Source organism: Bradyrhizobium sp. AUGA SZCCT0160 (assembly GCF_018130105.1).
GTDB lineage: Bacteria > Pseudomonadota > Alphaproteobacteria > Rhizobiales > Xanthobacteraceae > Bradyrhizobium.
On record NZ_JAFCMD010000003.1, the window covers coordinates 261,014 to 278,183 of the forward strand.

At 63.1% G+C, this 17,170-nt stretch carries 15 protein-coding genes; 2 read left to right on the forward strand and 13 right to left on the reverse strand.

What is annotated here, in order from left to right; translation table 11 throughout:
- Positions 1-43: 43 nt before the first annotated feature.
- Entirely contained in the window at positions 44-718 is a 675-nt protein-coding gene (locus tag JQ558_RS07355) for a response regulator transcription factor (RefSeq protein WP_212214625.1), read from the forward strand.
- 57 nt (positions 719-775) lie between these two features.
- Here JQ558_RS07355 and JQ558_RS07360 read toward each other — a convergent pair whose 3' ends face one another.
- From JQ558_RS07360 to JQ558_RS07395, 8 genes are all read right to left on the reverse strand, one after another.
- Positions 776-4,285 (reverse strand): PAS domain-containing hybrid sensor histidine kinase/response regulator, encoded by a 3,510-nt coding sequence (locus JQ558_RS07360; protein WP_212293243.1) that lies wholly within the window; start codon positions 4,283-4,285, stop codon positions 776-778.
- A gap of 117 nt (positions 4,286-4,402) precedes the next feature.
- Positions 4,403-5,632 carry a 5-aminolevulinate synthase gene (gene hemA, locus JQ558_RS07365; protein ID WP_212293244.1) on the reverse strand — a complete coding sequence of 410 codons (1,230 nt, stop codon included), beginning with the start codon at positions 5,630-5,632 and terminating at the stop codon, positions 4,403-4,405.
- A gap of 222 nt (positions 5,633-5,854) precedes the next feature.
- The gene (locus tag JQ558_RS07370; protein WP_212276678.1) at positions 5,855-6,055 is read right to left on the reverse strand and encodes a hypothetical protein; all 201 of its coding nucleotides are present in this window, start codon (positions 6,053-6,055) and stop codon (positions 5,855-5,857) included.
- A gap of 26 nt (positions 6,056-6,081) precedes the next feature.
- On the reverse strand, positions 6,082-6,354 hold the full coding sequence (locus tag JQ558_RS07375) for a hypothetical protein (RefSeq protein ID WP_212214618.1): 273 nt from the start codon (positions 6,352-6,354) through the stop codon (positions 6,082-6,084).
- Between the two features lie 171 nt (positions 6,355-6,525).
- The gene (locus JQ558_RS07380; RefSeq protein ID WP_212293245.1) at positions 6,526-7,587 is read right to left on the reverse strand and encodes an MBL fold metallo-hydrolase; all 1,062 of its coding nucleotides are present in this window, start codon (positions 7,585-7,587) and stop codon (positions 6,526-6,528) included.
- Between the two features lie 212 nt (positions 7,588-7,799).
- Positions 7,800-9,944, reverse strand: a complete 2,145-nt coding sequence (locus JQ558_RS07385; protein WP_212293246.1) for a methyl-accepting chemotaxis protein — start codon at positions 9,942-9,944, stop codon at positions 7,800-7,802.
- 268 nt (positions 9,945-10,212) lie between these two features.
- Positions 10,213-10,929, reverse strand: coding sequence for an outer membrane protein (locus JQ558_RS07390; protein ID WP_212276675.1), 717 nt, complete (start codon positions 10,927-10,929; stop codon positions 10,213-10,215).
- 250 nt (positions 10,930-11,179) lie between these two features.
- Entirely contained in the window at positions 11,180-11,500 is a 321-nt protein-coding gene (locus JQ558_RS07395) for a hypothetical protein (RefSeq protein ID WP_212214606.1), read from the reverse strand.
- Between the two features lie 102 nt (positions 11,501-11,602).
- On the opposite strand from JQ558_RS07395, the gene JQ558_RS07400 reads away from it, so the two are divergent.
- Positions 11,603-11,839, forward strand: coding sequence for a hypothetical protein (locus JQ558_RS07400; RefSeq protein WP_212214603.1), 237 nt, complete (start codon positions 11,603-11,605; stop codon positions 11,837-11,839).
- Positions 11,840-11,845: 6 nt separating this feature from the next.
- Here JQ558_RS07400 and JQ558_RS07405 read toward each other — a convergent pair whose 3' ends face one another.
- From JQ558_RS07405 to JQ558_RS07425, 5 genes are all read right to left on the reverse strand, one after another.
- Positions 11,846-13,315: a GH1 family beta-glucosidase gene (locus tag JQ558_RS07405; protein WP_212293247.1), complete on the reverse strand. Its 1,470-nt coding sequence runs from the start codon at positions 13,313-13,315 to the stop codon at positions 11,846-11,848.
- A gap of 57 nt (positions 13,316-13,372) precedes the next feature.
- Entirely contained in the window at positions 13,373-14,344 is a 972-nt protein-coding gene (locus JQ558_RS07410; RefSeq protein WP_409410493.1) for a family 16 glycosylhydrolase, read from the reverse strand.
- A gap of 103 nt (positions 14,345-14,447) precedes the next feature.
- Positions 14,448-14,774 (reverse strand): hypothetical protein, encoded by a 327-nt coding sequence (locus tag JQ558_RS07415; protein ID WP_312014603.1) that lies wholly within the window; start codon positions 14,772-14,774, stop codon positions 14,448-14,450.
- Between the two features lie 195 nt (positions 14,775-14,969).
- The gene (locus JQ558_RS07420; protein ID WP_212293248.1) at positions 14,970-15,965 is read right to left on the reverse strand and encodes a M23 family metallopeptidase; all 996 of its coding nucleotides are present in this window, start codon (positions 15,963-15,965) and stop codon (positions 14,970-14,972) included.
- An 8-nt stretch (positions 15,966-15,973) separates the two neighbouring features.
- A complete protein-coding gene (locus JQ558_RS07425; RefSeq protein ID WP_212293249.1) occupies positions 15,974-17,164 on the reverse strand; it encodes a helix-turn-helix transcriptional regulator in 1,191 nt (396 codons plus the stop codon).
- Positions 17,165-17,170 lie beyond the last annotated feature (6 nt).

Sequence of the window (17,170 nt, forward strand, 5' to 3'; positions counted from 1 at the left end):
AAAACGGTCACCGGCTTGCCGCAACGCTTTTCGCAAGAAGTAAATGACTGCCGCTACCAGCACCCATCTCGTCATCGCCGATGACCATCCCTTGTTCCGCGACGCCCTGCGGCAAGCGGTGGCGAGCGTCATAAGCTCGGCCGTGATCAGCGAGGCGGGCTCGTTCGACGACTTGACCGCGCTGCTTGAACGGGACTCCGACGTCGACCTGATCCTGCTCGATCTGACCATGCCGGGGATCTCGGGTTTCTCCGGCCTGATTTACCTGCGCGCGCAATATCCGGCGATTCCGGTGGTGATCGTCTCCGCCAGCGACGACGCCGGAACCATCCGACGGTCGCTCGATTTTGGCGCCTCCGGTTTCATTCCCAAGCGCTTCGGGGTCGAGACGCTGCGCGACGCCATCATGAAGGTGATGGAAGGCGACGTCTGGGTGCCGCAGGACACCGATCTGTCTTCCGCCGCCGACCCGGACATGACGCGGCTGCGCGACCGGCTGGTGACGCTGACCCCGCAGCAGGTGAGGGTGCTGATGATGCTGTCGGAGGGGCTGCTCAACAAGCAGATCGCCTATGAGCTCGGTGTCTCGGAAGCGACCATCAAGGCGCATGTCTCGGCGATCCTGCAGAAGCTCGGCGTCGAAAGCCGCACCCAGGCCGTGATCGCAGCCGCGAAAATCTCCGGCGGCCAGTGGCGCCAGGGCACGCCGACGGCGTAACGGCAAAGAGTTAGACCGTTGGCTCCACCCATCCTACGCTCTTCGCGCCGGTCGCGCCTACTCCGCCGCGACCAGCTGCTGGGCGCGCCACTGGCCGAGCAGCGCCCGCAGCGATGCCGGTTTGACCGGCTTGTTCAGCACCGCGATATTTTCCTCGCGCGCGGCCGCCCGCACATTCGGACTGCGGTCCGCCGTGATCAGGATCGCCGGAGTGTTCTCGCCGAAGCGGCGGCGGATCTCACGGATCGCGGCGACGCCGTTGCCGCGGTCGAGGTGATAGTCGACCAGAAGGCCGGTGACGCTTCCGCCTGACGTCTCGATCGCGGCGATCGCGGCCTCGGGATCGGCCACCGCGATCACCTCGGCGTCCCACGCCGTGAGCAGCGTCTTCATGCCATCGAGGATCGCCGGATCGTTTTCGATGCAGACGATCAATGCGCCGCTCATCGGCGTCTTCGAGAGCGGCGTCGCGCTGGTGACGGCGGCGGTGTAGTTGACCGCCTTGGCGACCGGCACCGTCACCGAGAACACCGAGCCGCCGCCGGCATTGGCGCCCAGCGCAATGCCATGGTTGAGCACCCGCGCCAGCCGCTCGACGATCGAGAGCCCGAGGCCGAGCCCGCGCGCGATCCGCGCGCCCTGTTCGAGACGGTGGAACTCCTTGAAGATCTCGCCGCGCTTCTGCACGGGGATTCCGACGCCGGTATCATAGATGCCGATCTGCAGGGTTTGCCCGCGGCGGCGGCAGCCGACCAGCACCCGCCCGCGCGGGGTATATTTGATGGCGTTGGATATGAAGTTCTGCAGCAGCCGGCGCAGCAGCGCGCGGTCGGATTCGACCGGCAGCGAGCACGGCACGAAGCTCAGCTTCAGCCCCTTGGCGCGGGCGATCGGGGCGAATTCGATTTCCAGCGACCGCATCAGGTCGGCCATCTTGAAGCTGGTGATCGAGGTGGTCATCGCGCCGGCGTCGAGCCGCGAGATGTCCAGCAGCGCGCCGAGAATTTCCTCGATCGCCTCCAGCGAGTCGTCGATGTTCTCGACCAGGCGCGAATCCTCGCCGCCGCTCTGGCGCTCGACCAGGCTCGTGACATAAAGCCGCGCCGCGTTCAGCGGCTGCAGGATGTCGTGGCTGGCGGCCGCGAGAAACCGGGTCTTCGAGATGTTGGCGTCCTCGGCGGTGCTCTTGGCCAGCGCCAGTTCGGAATTCAGCCGGGTGAGTTCCTCGGTGCGGTCCCGCACCCGCTTCTCCAGCGTCGCATTGGCGCGCTCCAGCGCTTCCGCCGCCTCGAAGCTCGGCGTGACGTCGGAGAAGGTGATCACCAGCCCGCCGCCCGGCATCCGGTTGGAGCGGACCTCGATCACCATGTGCCGGTCGGGCAGGCGTTCCAGATAGGGCTCGCCCTCGGTGGTGTAGGCTTTCAGCCGTAGCGCCAGCAGGGCGTCGCTGTTGCCGGAGCCGGGCGGGCTGACGGCGTCCATGAATTCGAGGATTTCCTGCAAGGGAATCCCGAGTTGCACCAGATGCGGCGGCAGCGCGAGGATTTCGCCGAACTGCGCATTCGAGCAGATCAGCTGCAGATCGGCGTCGAATACCGCAATACCCTGGCGCACATGGTTCAGCGCGGTCTGCAGGATCTCGCGGTTGAAATGCAGCGCAGCGTGCGAATCGTCGAGCAGCTTCAGCGCCGCCTTGGCGGAGACGGTGCGCTTGCGCAGCAGCAGCGACATCACCAGGCGCGAGGAGGCCGCCCCGATCGAGGACGCGATCAGGCGCTCGGCATGCTGCAGCAACTCGAAATCGGCGGGCGCGGCCGGATCGAGATGACCGGGATGGCCGGCGGTAAAGGTCTCGAACGCCTGGCGGGCGCGGTCGGGGCCGAGATATTGCGCCACCGTGCTCTGGATATCCTGCACCGTGACCGTGGTGCGCCAGCGCCGGAAGGTCGGCGTAATCGGCGTCAGCGTGCTCGGCACGAACAGGTCGGCCTGCAACCGTTCGATCGACGACGGTTGACGCGCCAGCGACATCACGACGTAGGTCAGGATGTTGAGCCCGAGCGACCACAGCACGCCATGCATCAGCGGCGGCAGATCAGCGCCGAACAGCGCCCGCGGGCGAAGCGCCTCGATGCCGAACGGTCCGTGCTGCAGGAATTGCAGCCCCGCCGTGGTGGTTTCGAGGAAGCTCGGCAGGAACAGCGTATAGATCCACACGGCGACGCCGACCAGCATGCCGCCCATGGCGCCGCGCGCGGTGCCCTGCCGCCAAAACAGGCCGCCGAAGAAGGCCGGCGCGAGCTGGGCGAGGGCGGCGAACGACAGCAGCCCGATCGCGGCCAGTTGGGTGCTGCCGAGCGCGCGATAGTAGAAATAGGCCATCACCATGATGGCGAAGATCGCAAAGCGCCGCACCTTGAGCAGGAAGTCGCCGAAATCCTGCTGGCCCGGGCGCGTCCGCGGGCTCCGCTGCAACACCAGCGGCAACACGATGTCGTTCGAAACCATGATCGAAAGTGCCACGCATTCCACGATCACCATCGCGGTCGCGGCCGACAGGCCGCCGACAAAGACGGCGATGCTGAGCAAGGGCGCGTTTCCCTCGATCGGCAGCGCCAGCACGTACATGTCGCTGTCGACAGCACCGAACGGGAAGGTGACGAGGCCGGCGATGGCGATCGGGATCACGAACAGATTGATGGCGACCAGATAGAGCGGAAACAGCCAGCGTGCGCGATTGACCTCGTCGATGCTGGAATTCTCGACCACGCTGACGTGAAACTGCCGCGGCAGCAGCATGATCGCGCAGAACGAGAGCAGCGTCATGGTCAGGAAATTGCCGATCGAAGGCGAGTAGTTGATCGCGCGCATTGCTTCCGGCGTTTTCATCGCGCGTTCGATCAGTTCGACTGGCGAGAACATCCAGAAGGTGACGAAGAGGCCGGCGGCGAGAAACGCCACCAGCTTGACGATGGATTCGGTGGCGACCGCCAGCATCAAGCCGTGCTGGTGCTCGGTGGCGTCGGTCTGGCGGGTTCCGAACAGCACGGCGAACACGGCCATCGCCAGCGTCACTACCAGTGCGATGTCGCCGATCAGCGGGATCGAGGAGAACAGCTTGTCTTCGCTCAGGATCGTCTCCAGCGAGGAAGACATCGCCTTGAGCTGGAGCGCGATGTAGGGGACCGATCCGATAATCGCGATGACGGCGACGGTCGCGGCCACCGCCTGGCTCTTGCCGTAGCGGGCGGCGATGAAGTCGGCGATCGAGGTGATGTTCTGCGATTTGGCCAGCTGGATCACGCGGCGGAGCAGCGGCGTGCACAATCCGATCATCAGGATCGGGCCGACATAGATCGCGAGGAACTCGACGCTGGTGCGGCTGGCGAAGCCGACCGAGCCGAAGAAGGTCCAGGAGGTGCAGTAGATCGCCAGCGACAGCGGATAGATCATCATGCTGGCGCGGCCGCGTTGGCTCGGCGACAGGCGGTCGCCATAGCTGGCGACGAAGAACAGCAGTCCGATATACGCGAATGCGGCGGCGATCACGCCCCAGTCGTGCAGCATTGCTGCCTGTCTCCCTTCCCGGCCTCTGTTCGCGGACCGGAACCGCCACTATAAACGCAATGGGCCGGCAGCGCACCGCGCTACCGGCCCAATTTCCGGGGTTTCGAGGGAGTACGGTTACTCGGCCGCCAGCGATTTCTGCTTCAGCGGCAGGCCGAGGCGTTCCCAGACCTGAAGCAGCGCTTCGGCAAGGTGATCGATCAGGCCGTCATCATGGTAGGGCGAGGGCGTGATCCTCAAGCGCTCGGTTCCCTTGGCGACGGTCGGATAGTTGATCGGCTGGATGTAGATGCCGTGCTCTTCGAGCAGGATGTCGGACGCCTTCTTGCAGTTCTCGGGGTCGCCGACGAACAGCGGCACGATGTGGGTCTCGCTCGACATCACGGGCAGGCCCGCGGCATTCAGGATCGCCTTGACGCGGGCGGCGCGGTCCTGGTGGCGCTCGCGCTCCCAGTTCGAGGTTTTCAGGTGGCGGATTGCCGCTGTGGCGGCCGAGCAGATCGCCGGCGGCAGTGCGGTCGTGAAGATGAAGCCCGGCGCGTAGGAGCGGACGGCATCGATGATGTCGGCCTTCCCTGCGATGTAGCCGCCGAGGCAGCCGAAGGCTTTGGCCAGCGTGCCTTCGAGCACGTCGATGCGGTGCATGACGCCGTCGCGCTCGGCGATGCCGCCGCCGCGCGGGCCGTACATGCCCACCGCGTGCACTTCGTCCACATAGGTCATCGCACCGTATTTTTCCGCGAGATCGCAGATCCTGGCGAGCGGCGCGATGTCGCCGTCCATCGAATAAAGGCTCTCGCAGGCGATCAGCTTGGGCCGGTCGGGGCCTGCGGCAATCAACAGCTCTTCCAGATGCGCCATGTCGCTGTGGCGGAAGATCTGGCGATCGCAGCCGGCCTGGCGCACGCCCTCGATCATCGAATTGTGGTTGAGCGCGTCGGAGAGAATGAGGCAGTTCGGAATCAGTTTTGCGATGGTCGCGATGCCGGTCTGGTTCGAGACGTAGCCCGAGGTGAACAGCAGTGACGCTTCCTTGCCGTGCAGGTCGGCCAGTTCAGCCTCGAGCTGCACCAGCGGGTGATGGGTTCCGGCGATGTTGCGGGTGCCGCCGGCGCCGGTGCCGACACGGGTCGCGGTCTCGACCATGGCGCCGACCACTTTCGGGTGCTGGCCCATGCCGAGATAGTCGTTGGAGCACCAGATCACGACGTTGCGCTGGCCCTTCGGCGAGTGCCAGACCGCATGCGGGAAGCGGCCCGCGATCCGCTCGAGGTCGGCGAAAACCCGGTAGCGCCGCTCGTCATGCAGGCGGTTGAGGGCGGCGGAGAAGAATTTGCTGTAATCCATCACGAGACCTGAAACGGAACCGGCCGGAGCGGCGTGGGCTCTTTTTAGAGCTTTTCCAGGTTTGGTGTCTATGTGAAATCCCACATTTTCGCGGGCCTTCGGGATGAACCGAAGGTAAGGAAAATCTTGATCCCGATCAACGCGCTAGCTGCGATTTGCGGTCCCGGTATTTTGGCCGCGCGGATGAAACCATGAGTAGCCAAAGAGCGCCGCCGACCCGGGTTACGAGTCAAGTTCCCTGATGGCGCGATTGGCCGCGATCAGGGCGTCGTCTTCGGACTTGCTGTCTTCGGCCGTCACAAAGCCGCGGATCGCCGCGCCCCGGGTGATCGTCGAGGACTGGACGATCGGCGTCATATTGGCCCGCCAAAGTCCGGGCTGCCGCTGAAAGGTAATGATTCGATAGTCCGACACTTTGGCCATTGTCGTCCTCTTTCGTCGGCCGTGGCTCAGCAGCCGCGACAGATATTGTTCAGCTTGGACGTGGTGCGGGCGTTCTCGGCGAGGAAGGGATCCTTGTATTCGGGTCGTGAGGCGTCGCTCTCGATCGCCCTGGTTTTTTCCTTGGATATTTCCTTGGACATTGCGATTTTCGGAGGCTGCGCCGCGTCGTAGCAGGCGAGCCGTGCGCTGTTGCTTTCGACCGCGCGGCATTCCGGGCTTGCAGCGAACGCGTTCTGCGCGAAGGCGCACAGCGCCAGGACGGCAACAATTATTTTCATCTATTTTCCTTTGCGGGCGCAATTGCCGCGCGCGTCAGCAATGACGGCGTCAAATCAATGCCGCCGCTGGGTAAAGCTTGAATGTGGAAATTCGTCTGGCACGACCGCCGGGATAGCATGGCGCGACCGTGCGCCCATTCAGGCCCAATAGCTATGGATTAGTTGCGCGCGTCAGGTGGTCCGGAAATACAGCACGCCGTCGGTGACCTCGGAAGTCAGGCGGCCCTCGACCAGCATGTAGTTGACGTGGGCGATCAGTTCGCCGGCGGCAAAGCCCATCTGGTGGGCGTCCAGCACGTGCTTGTGGAACACCACCGGCACCAGTTGCTTCGAGGTCTGCGGCACGGTCCGGCAGGCTTCGGCGATCAGGCGGCAGCGGTCCTCGTGATGGTCGGCCAGCTGCTTGATCCGGGTCTTGAGGCCGTAGAACGGCACGCCGTGGCCGGGCAGCACCATCACGTCATAGGGCAGCGTGGTGGTCAGGCTCGCCAGCGAGGCCAGATATTCGCCGAGCGAGTTCTGGTTGGGCTCGACCGCCCAGACGCTGACATTGGGCGAGATCTTGCTCAGCACCTGGTCGGCGGAAAGGAACAATTTGTCGGCGGCGCAATACAGCATCACCTGGTCGAGCGCGTGGCCGCCGCCGGTGATGACCTTGAAGCGCCGCGTGCCGATGGAAATCTCGTCGCCATGCGAGATGCGCCGGTAGGACGGCGGCAGGATCGACACCTGCTTCAGATAATCCTGGCCGCGGCTGAGCAGGGTGTCGGTCAGGCTCTCGTCCATGCCGTGACGGCGGAAGAACAGCCGCTGCGCGTTGCGGCGCTCCTCGGTGCCGCGGTTCTGGTGATAGACCGACTGCAGATATTCGACCTGCGACATCTGCAAGGGACAATCGAAGCGCTCGGTGACCCAGCCTGCCAGACCGACGTGATCGGGATGCGAATGGGTCACGATCAGGCGGGAGATCTTCACGTGCCGGAGCGGGCCCTCGAACAACGTGGTCCAGGCTTCGATGGTTTCCTCATTGCCGAACCCGGAATCGATCATCGCCCAGCCGTCGCCGTCGGCGAGCAGGTAGATGTTCACATGATTGAGCCGGAACGGCAGCTTGAGCCGGACCCACAACACGCCCGGCACCACCTCGACGACCTGATCCTGGCCGGGGTGATTCTCCCAGGGGTATCGCAGGGCTTCGGCGGAGGACTGAACGGGGTCGGTTTTCGAGTGCATCCCACCGACTTACCCGCACAATTGGTGCGGCGCTAGCCGAAAAAGCAGGTGCCCGGTGGGATAAAAGGCATGGGTATTTTGTTGTGGCGGCACACTCTGCTGTCGTTCCGGGGCGCATCGAAGATGCGAACCTCAGGGGCGCACTTGCGCCCCCGGGGAATCTCGAGATTCCGGGTTCTATGCTTCGCATAGCCCCGGAATGACGGGGACCATTACGCCGCCCGGATATTCCCCAAAAACGCGTCGATTTCCGCGCGCAGCACGTCGGCTTCGCGGCGGAGCGCGCCGGAGGCGGTCAAGACCTCGCTGGCGGCGGAGCCGGCTTCGGTCGAGGCGCTGGAGACGCCGACAATGTTGCTGGAAACCTCGCTGGTGCCGCCGGCGGCGTGCGAAATGTTGCGCGCGATCTCGCGCGTCGCCGCGCCCTGCTCCTCGACCGCGGCCGCGATCGCGGTCGTGACGTCGTTGATCTCGCCGATCGTGGTAGAGATGCTGCGGATCGCTGACACCGCCGATGTCGTCACCGTCTGCATGCTGACGATCTGCTGGCGGATCTCGTCGGTGGCCTTCGCGGTCTGGGTGGCGAGGCTCTTGACCTCGGAGGCGACCACGGCGAAGCCGCGGCCGGCCTCGCCGGCGCGCGCGGCCTCGATGGTGGCGTTCAGCGCCAGCAAATTGGTCTGCGAGGCGATGGTCTGGATCAAATCGACCACCACGCTGATGCGGGCGGCGTTGTCGGCCAGCCCCTGCATGGTGGCGTCGGTGGCGCCGGCTTCCTCGACCGCCTTGCGGGCGATCTCCGCTGAGGTGACGACCTGGCGGCCGATTTCCTCGATCGACGACGACAGTTCCTCGGTGCCCGACGACACGGTCTGGACGTTGACCGAGGTCTCCTCGGCGGCGGAGGCCACCGCGCTCACCAGCGCGCTGGACTGATCGGCGGTCGCCGACATGCTCTGCGCGGTGGTCTGCATCGAGCCGGCCGCTTCCTGCAAACTATCCAGCGCCGTGCGCACCGTGGTTTCGAACTCGACGATGCGGGCTTCCATGCGGGTGGCGCGCTCGGCCTTGGCGATGCGATCCTGGTCCTGGTCGGCGGTGAGCGCCCGGCTCTGGATCATGCTCTCGCGGAACACGTGCAGCGAATTGGCCATCGCCGCGATCTCGTCCTTCTGGCTCGACTGATAGATTTCCGATTCGAGATCGCCGCTGGAGAGCAGCTGCATCGAACGCTGCAGATTGCCGATGCGCCGCAGAATGTTGCGGCCGACATAGAGCCAGACGAACAGCACCGATCCGATCAGGGTCGCCGCACCGAGCGCGAGCATGACGGTGGTTGCCAGCGAAATCTCCTTGCCCGCCTGCCGGGTTGAGGCGTCGGTCTCGCCGCGCACCCCGTCCACCAGTTGCTGCACGCTGATGCCGAGGCCGACATTGAGCTTGCGGGTTTCTTCCAGGATGGTCTGGCCGTAATCCGTGGCGTCCAGTTCCTTCTGGCGGACCTTGAAGACGCCGGTCTTGCCTTCGCCGAGCGCCAGCAGGGCTTTCGAGGCGTTGCTCAGTGCCGTCGTAAGAGAACCCTTGGGAAGCTGGTCGAGGTTCGATTTAACGCGCTGCTGCGCCGTGCGGGTTTGCTTCTCGATGGCTTCGAGCGTGTCGCTGCTCTCGGATGAAAGCGCGGCCATCATGTTGAACGCGGTCAGATTGCCGGCGGCGATGATGTCGCTGATCTGCTCGACCGTTTTCTCCGCCTTGGTGGCTTCGTCCTGGTTGAAGCTGGCGGCGCCGAAGATGCTGCTGAGCTGGGTCTGGGCGTCGACCATCGCGGGCGCGGCGGCCTTGACGAACGCGGCCTGGGCCGTGCGCAGCGCTTCATACAGTTTTTCGTGCTGGGCACCGGTTTCCAGCCGTTCGCGTGCCGCGCCGCCGAGACTCTTGATCATGTCCTCGATGTTTTTCACCGTCTCGGTGAGGGCTGCGACGGTATCCTTGTTGGCGCCGAGCTTGGTGATCTCGGCAAGCTTTTGCAGGGTGATGCGCTGGGTCTCCTGCATTTTTTTGGAGCGCTCGTCCAGCATCTCCTCGCTGCGGGAGGCAAGCAGCCCCGGTCCCTGGCTGGCAAGGCTGGCGCTCTCCGCCGACAATTGCAGGCTGGCCGCAAGGCGGGGGATGTCCCGTCCGCTCAGTTCGACCATGGCGCCGCCGAGATGTCCGAGCACCAGGCCGGCACCGGCGCTGATCACGATCGCCATGCCGGCGATGACGGCGAAGGCGGCAAACAGGCTGCCCCTGACGCCGAAATTCGGAAAGCTGAAACCCTTGAGCCTGATCTTGCCGCTGCTGAATCGTAACGCCATTTGCCGCCGCCCCGTCCCGCTATCCCTGGATGATTCCCCGGCGGCAGTATCGTGGTACCCGGTTAACAAGTCGGGAAAATGCGGACGCTTTTCGCGATTTGAGCGCTGGCCCGCCATCGAACAATGTTTGAAAAGCGGGAGCCGCTTCGCTGGGAAACGCCATTGCGCAAACAAGCCATTGCGCAAACAAGCCATTGCGCAAACAACATGGCGCAAACAAAAAGGCCGGCGTTCAAGCCGGCCTTCTCGCGCCTCCCTGTAGAAGCGATCAGTAGCGCGCGCCCGCGAAGTTGAAGCGATAATTGACGCCAACCTTCAACGTATGCTCGTCGTTATGGAAGGTGCCAAAGGGGACCAGCGCGACCGGGGTCACGAAGCGGGTGGTGCCGAAGTCGTAGTACATGTATTCGGCCTTGGCCGACCAGTTCGGGGCGAACATGTATTCGACGCCGGCGCCGACGGTGTAGCCATTGCTGTGATTCTTATCGAGCGTGAACGCGACCGGAACGCCAGCAAAGGTCAGGGTGTCGCGATTGTTCGAATAGGCGTAGCCGCCTTTGACGTAGAGCATGCCCGGGCCCCAGGTGTAGCCGACACGGGCGGTGATCGAAGCGATCGCGCGCTGATCGTTGTTGTAGACGAAGCCGTTCGGGAACACCGAACTGAGGTTGTTCTGGCCGAGCCAGCTGTACTGGCCCTCGGCGCCGATGACCCAGTTCGGCGCGAACTGGTAATCGGCACCGGCCTGCACGCCGCCCAGCAGGCGCGCGCTGTAGTCGCTGAGCACCAGGCCGTTGAAAGTGTTGCTGCTCGAGAAGGCGCCGCCGATATGGGCGCCGAGATAGAAGCCGGTCCAGTTGTAGAGCGGCGCGGCATAGGCCGGCGCCTTGTTGTAGTAGGGCCGTGCGCCCATGTCGGCGCCGAGCGCCGGGGACGCCGCGCCGAGGGCTGCGAGAGCGACGATTGCGAGCAGGAACTTCTTCATGGTCGTGGGTCTCCGGAAAATCGTTGGGAAGCGCCACATGCCGGGCGCCGTCCATGGCGTGCAGTTAGACAGCTTTTGAATAAAATGCTGTCACTTGCCAGGCACACCGATCGATTACCCAACCCATTGGAGAGCAAACGTTTTTTGTGCTTAACGAAGCCTTATTTTCTGTGCTTAACGGCGTCCTAAGGCAAGCTTAATGAAGCCTTAAAATCGGGGTCCCTCGGGCGCGCGGCGCGCAAGCCTTGCCTTAGGCAATGCGCCGCCGCACGTCGCCGCGCATCTGCTCGCGGAACGCCTGCCGCCGTGCCGGCCGGTCCTTTTCGGCGACGTCATGGCGGTCGAACACGTTGAACATTTCCAGGATCGGATAGCGGTCGCTGGCCATCGCCAGGATGCGCAGCAGTTCGGCGACGGGGCCGGTCGGGCCGGTGACTTCCCATTTCCGAATCGTGTTGGCGCCGTCTTCTGGCGGCAACCCGCAGAGCTTGGCCATGTCGGCCACGCCAAGGGGTTGGCCGATCGCCTCACCGAGGTCTTCGCGCAGTTTCTTCAGTTCCGGACCGGTCACGGGTTCTCCGTTTTAATGCGGGCTTCTGTGAAGTACGTCACACACCGGGGCCGGAGTGCAAGCTATACGCAGCGCAATCAGTTCCTCGAGGAGGAGGCAGTCATGCGCAGCTTGATCGAAAGCCTTACCCCCGACAGCCGCCGGATCTACTGGCGCTGGGTCGGTGGCATCTTCGGCCTTTATGTCGTCTTGATGGTCGGCGCCGCCAGCATGTTCATCAGCCACGAATCATCGCGGAACGTGCGGCATGAACCCGCCGTGACTGTGGCAGTCAAAGGTGATCGCGCGCCGTCACACCAGGCTTCGATGCCGCAGCCGCAGCTGGTGCGCTTTCACTAGGCGGCTTCAGGCGCCGATCGCGTTGCGCGTCACCACGTCGCGATAAAACGACGCACTGAGCTTCGGCGTCCGGCGCTGGGTTTCAAAATCGACGTGGATGAGCCCGAAGCGCTTTTCGTAGCCGTAGATCCATTCGAAATTGTCCATCAGGGTCCACAGGAAATAGCCGCGGACCGGCACGCCCTCGGCGACGGCGCGCTGCAGCTGCCGCAAATAATTGCGCAGGTACATGATGCGGTCGAGATCGTAGATCTTGCCGTCGGCATGCACCTTGTCCTCCGACGAGGTGCCGTTCTCGGTGATGTAGATCGTCTTCAGGTTCCAGACCTTGGCTGCGAGCCGCGGCGCCCAATAGATCGTTTCGGGACCGATACGCAGCCAGTCGGCACTCATGTGCGGAAACGAGGCGGGAAACGGCAATACCGACCAGCCCGGCTTCTTGTCTGACGCTGCGATGTAGAATTGCGGCGCGTAGATGTTGAGGCCGACGAAATCGTTGGGCGAGCCGATGATCTTCAATTCCTCGGCGGTGAATTTCGGCGCGTCCTTGCCGGCATATTCGAGGAAACCGTCGGTGTATTTGCCTTCCAGCATCACGCCGAGCAGGCCCGAGTTCAGTTCGCGGGTCGCGATCTCGGCGGCGTGGACGTTTTCGGGCGTGTCGAAGGCCGGCACGCAGGTCGCGATGTTCTCGGCCGGGCCGACCTTGGTGCCCGCGCGCCCGCGGGCGCGGATCGCCTGCACCGCAAGGCCGTGGCCCAAAACGACGTTATGCCGTGCCTGGTTCAATTCCGCATTCGGCAATTTGAGGCCGGGCGCGTCGATGCCCCATCCGTAGCCGAAATTCAAGAAACGTCCGGCTTCGTTCAGCGTGAAGATGTTTTTGACGCGGTCGGTCAAACGCTCCGCGACATAGCCGGCGTAATCCGCGAACGCTTTCGAGGTGTCGGTGGACTGCCAGCCGCCGACGCGGTCCTGCAACGCCTGCGGCAAGTCCCAATGATACAGCGTCGCGTAGGGTTCGATGCCTTTGGCCAGCAGTTCGTCGAGCAGCCGGTTATAGAAATCGAGGCCCTTGGGATTGGGTTTGCCGGTGCCTTCCGGAAACACCCGCGGCCACGCGATCGAGAAGCGGTAGTGCTTGACGCCGAGATCGCGCATCACGCCGACGTCTTCCTTGTAGCGATGATAGTGTTCGTTGGCGCGGTCCCCGGTGGTCTTGTCCTCGATCTTGCCCGGGGTGTGGGCGAAGGTGTCCCAGATCGAGCGGCCGCGGCCGTCCTCATTGACCGCGCCCTCGATCTGATAGGCCGATGTCGCGGTGCCCCAGCGAAAGTCTTTCGGGAAACGGGCAGGGGCGTGCGGGTCGGCGGCCGGTTTTTGTTTGGGCGCCGCGTCAGCCGATGTCACCGCCAGACCAAGCGCGGAGAAGCTCGCCAGCTTGGCAAATTGCCGGCGCGAGAATTTCCCGGACATTACGTTCTCCGTCAGCTTCGGTGCTGCCGGCGTGCGCGTCCCGGCCGGTTGCAATGATCAGTATGTATCAATTTGATAGGCCGAAATCCGGTCGATTTCGAATTCCACGACATTGGGAGACAGGCCGTCGACGAAGCCGACGCCTTCCATCGTCTTCGAGCCCATCGCAAGATTGACGATCATGTACATCGGCGCGTCGAAGCCGACCGGAACCTTGATCTCCGACACCGGCTGGCGGTCGATGAAATAGATGATGCGATCGCGCTGCCACAGCACACCATAATTGTGGAATTCGCTCCTGGTATCGGCAACCATGAAGTCGAACCCGCAGCGCTCGACCCGTCCGGTGGCCGGAATCCGCCAATGCGTGGTCATGACGATGTTGTCGTGCTGTTGTCCGCGGCCTTCCATGATGTCGATTTCCGGCGGCCAGCCGCCGTCATCGGCGAGCATCCAGAACGCCGGCCACACGCCGACCCCGGCCGGAATCTTGGAGCGCATTTCGAAATAGCCGTATTTCTGTGTGAACTTGCCCTGGGTGGTCAGGATGCCCGAGATGTATTCATTGTTGAACAGCAGGGAACGCAGGTCGGGCGGAGTCCGGCTGGCGATGATCGAGAGTATGCCGCCCCGGACCCGGAACGGATCGAGCCCGAGCGGCACCGTGCCCCGCCCGCCATACACCGAATCGACGTAGATCTGCTGTTCGCCATTATAGCTGGTCTTGCGCTTGAAATCGGAGCCTTCGCCGCCCCAGTAGCGCGACTGCGGCCAGGCGGCGCCACCGGCGTAGTGCGGCACCCATCGTGCTTCGACCAGCGGATGCACGTCGAAATCATCGTGGAAGGTCCGATGCAGCGACACCGGCACGCGCGGATCATCAGCTTCGATCTTGCGGCACTGATCGCCGAGCGCACGGGTCGGCACCTGCAAGGTGAGTTCGGGCAGCGCCAGCGTGGGATCGCTTTGCGGATAAGCCGGCATGGCCGTGAAAAGACAGCCGATCAATGCGAGAGCGTGCGGTCTCAACCTGTTGATCCCCAGGGTTCGCGCATGCGAATCCCGGGGTTCGCGCATGCGCGGATGTCGAAGGCGCAAGACATAGCAGATCGCGGAATCGAAAAGGATGCGGCTATTTGATCGTCGCGTTCACCGTAATGACGGACGTGCCGGACGCCGTCGGCCCCTTGCCCGTTGCCTTGATCACAAACGTGTCGCTCCCCTTGTATTTCGCCTTCGCCCTGTATTCGTAAGTGGATGCGTCGAGCTTCTTCAACTTGCCGCGTGCCGGCTTTTGCGAAATTTCAGAGCTGGTCACCGTGCCGCGTATCTTGATCGGAAACACGCAGCTTTCCCCGGCCGCAATGTCAATGTCGCCGGTCGAGTTCTCGCCCCAGTTCGCCAGTGTCGTCGATGCCGAACAGTCGGGTGCGGCGTGCGCCGAAGATGCCGGCGCCACGCTTGTGGACCCAACGACAAGCGCAATAGCTGCGCCTTTAGAAAACCGCATAGTAAACTTCCTCGTCTTCGCAAAAACGGATCAAGGTCTCAGGAGAGGATGTATCATACCCCGGAATTGGGCAAGCGGGTGGGCGTATGGAGGAATTGCTGAATTGGGACGACATCCAATCCATCTCGTCGTCCCGGACCTCGGCTAGCGCAATTCGAGCTGAAACTGTTTTTCGAGTAGTGATTGGTCTTCCTGCTTGACGACATACGTCGCGGTGTAAAGTCCCCTGTCCCAATCGCGCTTGGCGCGTTTTTTTCCCGAGAACAGGACGAACTGTGCCTTGTTTCTGTCGAGGGCGACCGGCCGATTTTCCGCCAGCACCTTTCCAGCCGGATCGCGCAACGTCAATGTCTGGACATCACCGGCCTTCAGGCCGATCGTCCGGACGAACGCCACGATCGCTTCAGAGTCCATCGTCGGTTGGTGCTGCAACGCCACGCCGGTCTCGACCGACTCGGTCGTGACCGAACCGGTGGTGAAGCCGAAGTTCAGAATCGTGCGGGGCGAATAGGCCAGTTGCGCCCGTACCGATTCGTGCCATTGGCTTTCGGCGTTGCCATTGCAGGCGCCGGGCGTTCGGCCGTCTGCAAAGGGATCGATGACCTTGCCACCTCGACGCACGACGAAGTGCAAGTGCGGATACTCGGTCAAGCCAGACATGCCGACATCACCCAAAACCTGGCCGGCCGTGACTTTATCGCGGGACTTGACCGCAATGCTGCCCTTCGCCATGTGGCAATACTGCGTTTCCAGGTCCTGTGGGTGCTTGATCACAACGCCATTGCCGCACTCATGGCCGCTCACCTTGTCGCGTCCTTCGGGTTTGATGGCGACATCGTCGATGCCGTCGCGCGTTCGGATGACCTCGCCATCGGCCGCCGCCAGAACATGGACGTGTGCCTGTTGTGCCACGCGGGACGGCAACCGAAAATCGATGCCGTTGTGACCGTCGTAAGTCAAAGTTCCGCACATGTAATCCGTGGCTGCAGAACCTGGATCGACGTCCACGTAATTTTGGATGAAACATGTGCGGCCAACATCGCAGGCCACGGGCAGCTTCAGTTCTCCAGCACGGCCGTCCGCCAGCAGGCCAAGCAGAATTGCAAACGACGAGACGGATGCATTTCGAAACCGGTACATCGCTCAGCTCAGCTCGCGCCGTTCCGCCGACGTCTGACATGAATTCGAGTGACGTTCGGCATGGCCGGGACGCGTCGGTCCGGTTGCCGCGCTTTGAAAGGCGATGATGTCAGGTTATGCAGGACGAAGAACTCCGACTGGCGATTAATCCCGATCTTCATCATAACGCGCTTGATGTAGGTCCTTACCGTTTCTTCGGTAAGACCCAATTCTGTCCCGATCACACGGGGACAACGTCCGCGAAGTATACGGGAGACAATCCGTTCTTCGACCCAGTTAAGGGTAAACGCTGCAGCTATCCTTCTCGCGCCGGCCACTGCATCGAACTGCGGAACGACAATCAAGACAAGCCCAGGGTCGCGATCGCCGGGCACCGGCCCTGTCACCGCGAACAGGAATTTCTGCTTGTCGTTGGAGAGGACCACCGCCGATCCGCGCGCCCGCTGCGTCGAATCCGACCTGATGGTACGGCACACTGCATCCTTGAGAAGCGCGGTGATTGACGGGTTCGACCCTGATATCACACCGCGTTCGACGACCAATGCTCCGCTAGTGCCGAGTAGATGCCGGAACCCAGCATTCATACTCCGGACGACGAGATTTTCATCGACGACGAAAGCGGGCGAAGCGATATCTTCCAACCATGACCATTGTCGCTGCATCCTCAATTGCGCGAGGTCGGCGGCGGCATCCCACATCAAGTCGATCGCGCGTGTCACGCTGGCGAACTCCTCTCCTGAGAGCGACGTCCGTCGCCACCCCCCGACGAAAAGTGCCGCGGAGCCCGACGGGGACTGGACCCGGCCTATAACGCAGTGTGGGCACAGCGTACTTTCCCTTCCAATCAGCCTTCTGGCAAAGCCATGCGCTGAAGCGATCGATTGGAAGATGCAGCCGTCTTGCGCGCCAAGTCGCGACGCAATTGCCAAAACCGCCGCCTCCGGAACCGGGTCGGCGACGGGGCAGCCCGTCCTCACCTCGTCGATTCGCTCGCCGCGTGGCGACAAGATCGCCACATAACAACGCTCGCATGCAATCAGTCTCGTCAAGCCATCCGCGAACCAACGATACAACGGCAAATCTGCCGTCGGCGTCGCGAGGTCCGGGCGCTCGATCGCGTTGTCGAGGTGGATCGCGATCGGGGATCCATTCAAATGGTTGCGTCGGTCCACCGGCGGGGTTTTGCCGACATCCAGCATGGTCGC

What these genes read in the sequence shown, in the direction of transcription:
- JQ558_RS07355 (WP_212214625.1), top strand. Translation starts at nt 44, where the DNA reads ATGACTGCCGCTACCAGCACCCATCTCGTCATCGCCGATGACCATCCC.
- JQ558_RS07405 (WP_212293247.1), bottom strand. Translation starts at nt 13,315, where the DNA reads ATGTCCGGGAAATTCTCGCGCCGGCAATTTGCCAAGCTGGCGAGCTTC.
- JQ558_RS07380 (WP_212293245.1), bottom strand. Translation starts at nt 7,587, where the DNA reads ATGCACTCGAAAACCGACCCCGTTCAGTCCTCCGCCGAAGCCCTGCGA.
- hemA (WP_212293244.1), bottom strand. Translation starts at nt 5,632, where the DNA reads ATGGATTACAGCAAATTCTTCTCCGCCGCCCTCAACCGCCTGCATGAC.
- JQ558_RS07420 (WP_212293248.1), bottom strand. Translation starts at nt 15,965, where the DNA reads ATGTACCGGTTTCGAAATGCATCCGTCTCGTCGTTTGCAATTCTGCTT.
- JQ558_RS07425 (WP_212293249.1), bottom strand. Translation starts at nt 17,164, where the DNA reads ATGCTGGATGTCGGCAAAACCCCGCCGGTGGACCGACGCAACCATTTG.
- JQ558_RS07360 (WP_212293243.1), bottom strand. Translation starts at nt 4,285, where the DNA reads ATGCTGCACGACTGGGGCGTGATCGCCGCCGCATTCGCGTATATCGGA.
- JQ558_RS07370 (WP_212276678.1), bottom strand. Translation starts at nt 6,055, where the DNA reads ATGGCCAAAGTGTCGGACTATCGAATCATTACCTTTCAGCGGCAGCCC.
- JQ558_RS07400 (WP_212214603.1), top strand. Translation starts at nt 11,603, where the DNA reads ATGCGCAGCTTGATCGAAAGCCTTACCCCCGACAGCCGCCGGATCTAC.
- JQ558_RS07390 (WP_212276675.1), bottom strand. Translation starts at nt 10,929, where the DNA reads ATGAAGAAGTTCCTGCTCGCAATCGTCGCTCTCGCAGCCCTCGGCGCG.
- JQ558_RS07375 (WP_212214618.1), bottom strand. Translation starts at nt 6,354, where the DNA reads ATGAAAATAATTGTTGCCGTCCTGGCGCTGTGCGCCTTCGCGCAGAAC.
- JQ558_RS07385 (WP_212293246.1), bottom strand. Translation starts at nt 9,944, where the DNA reads ATGGCGTTACGATTCAGCAGCGGCAAGATCAGGCTCAAGGGTTTCAGC.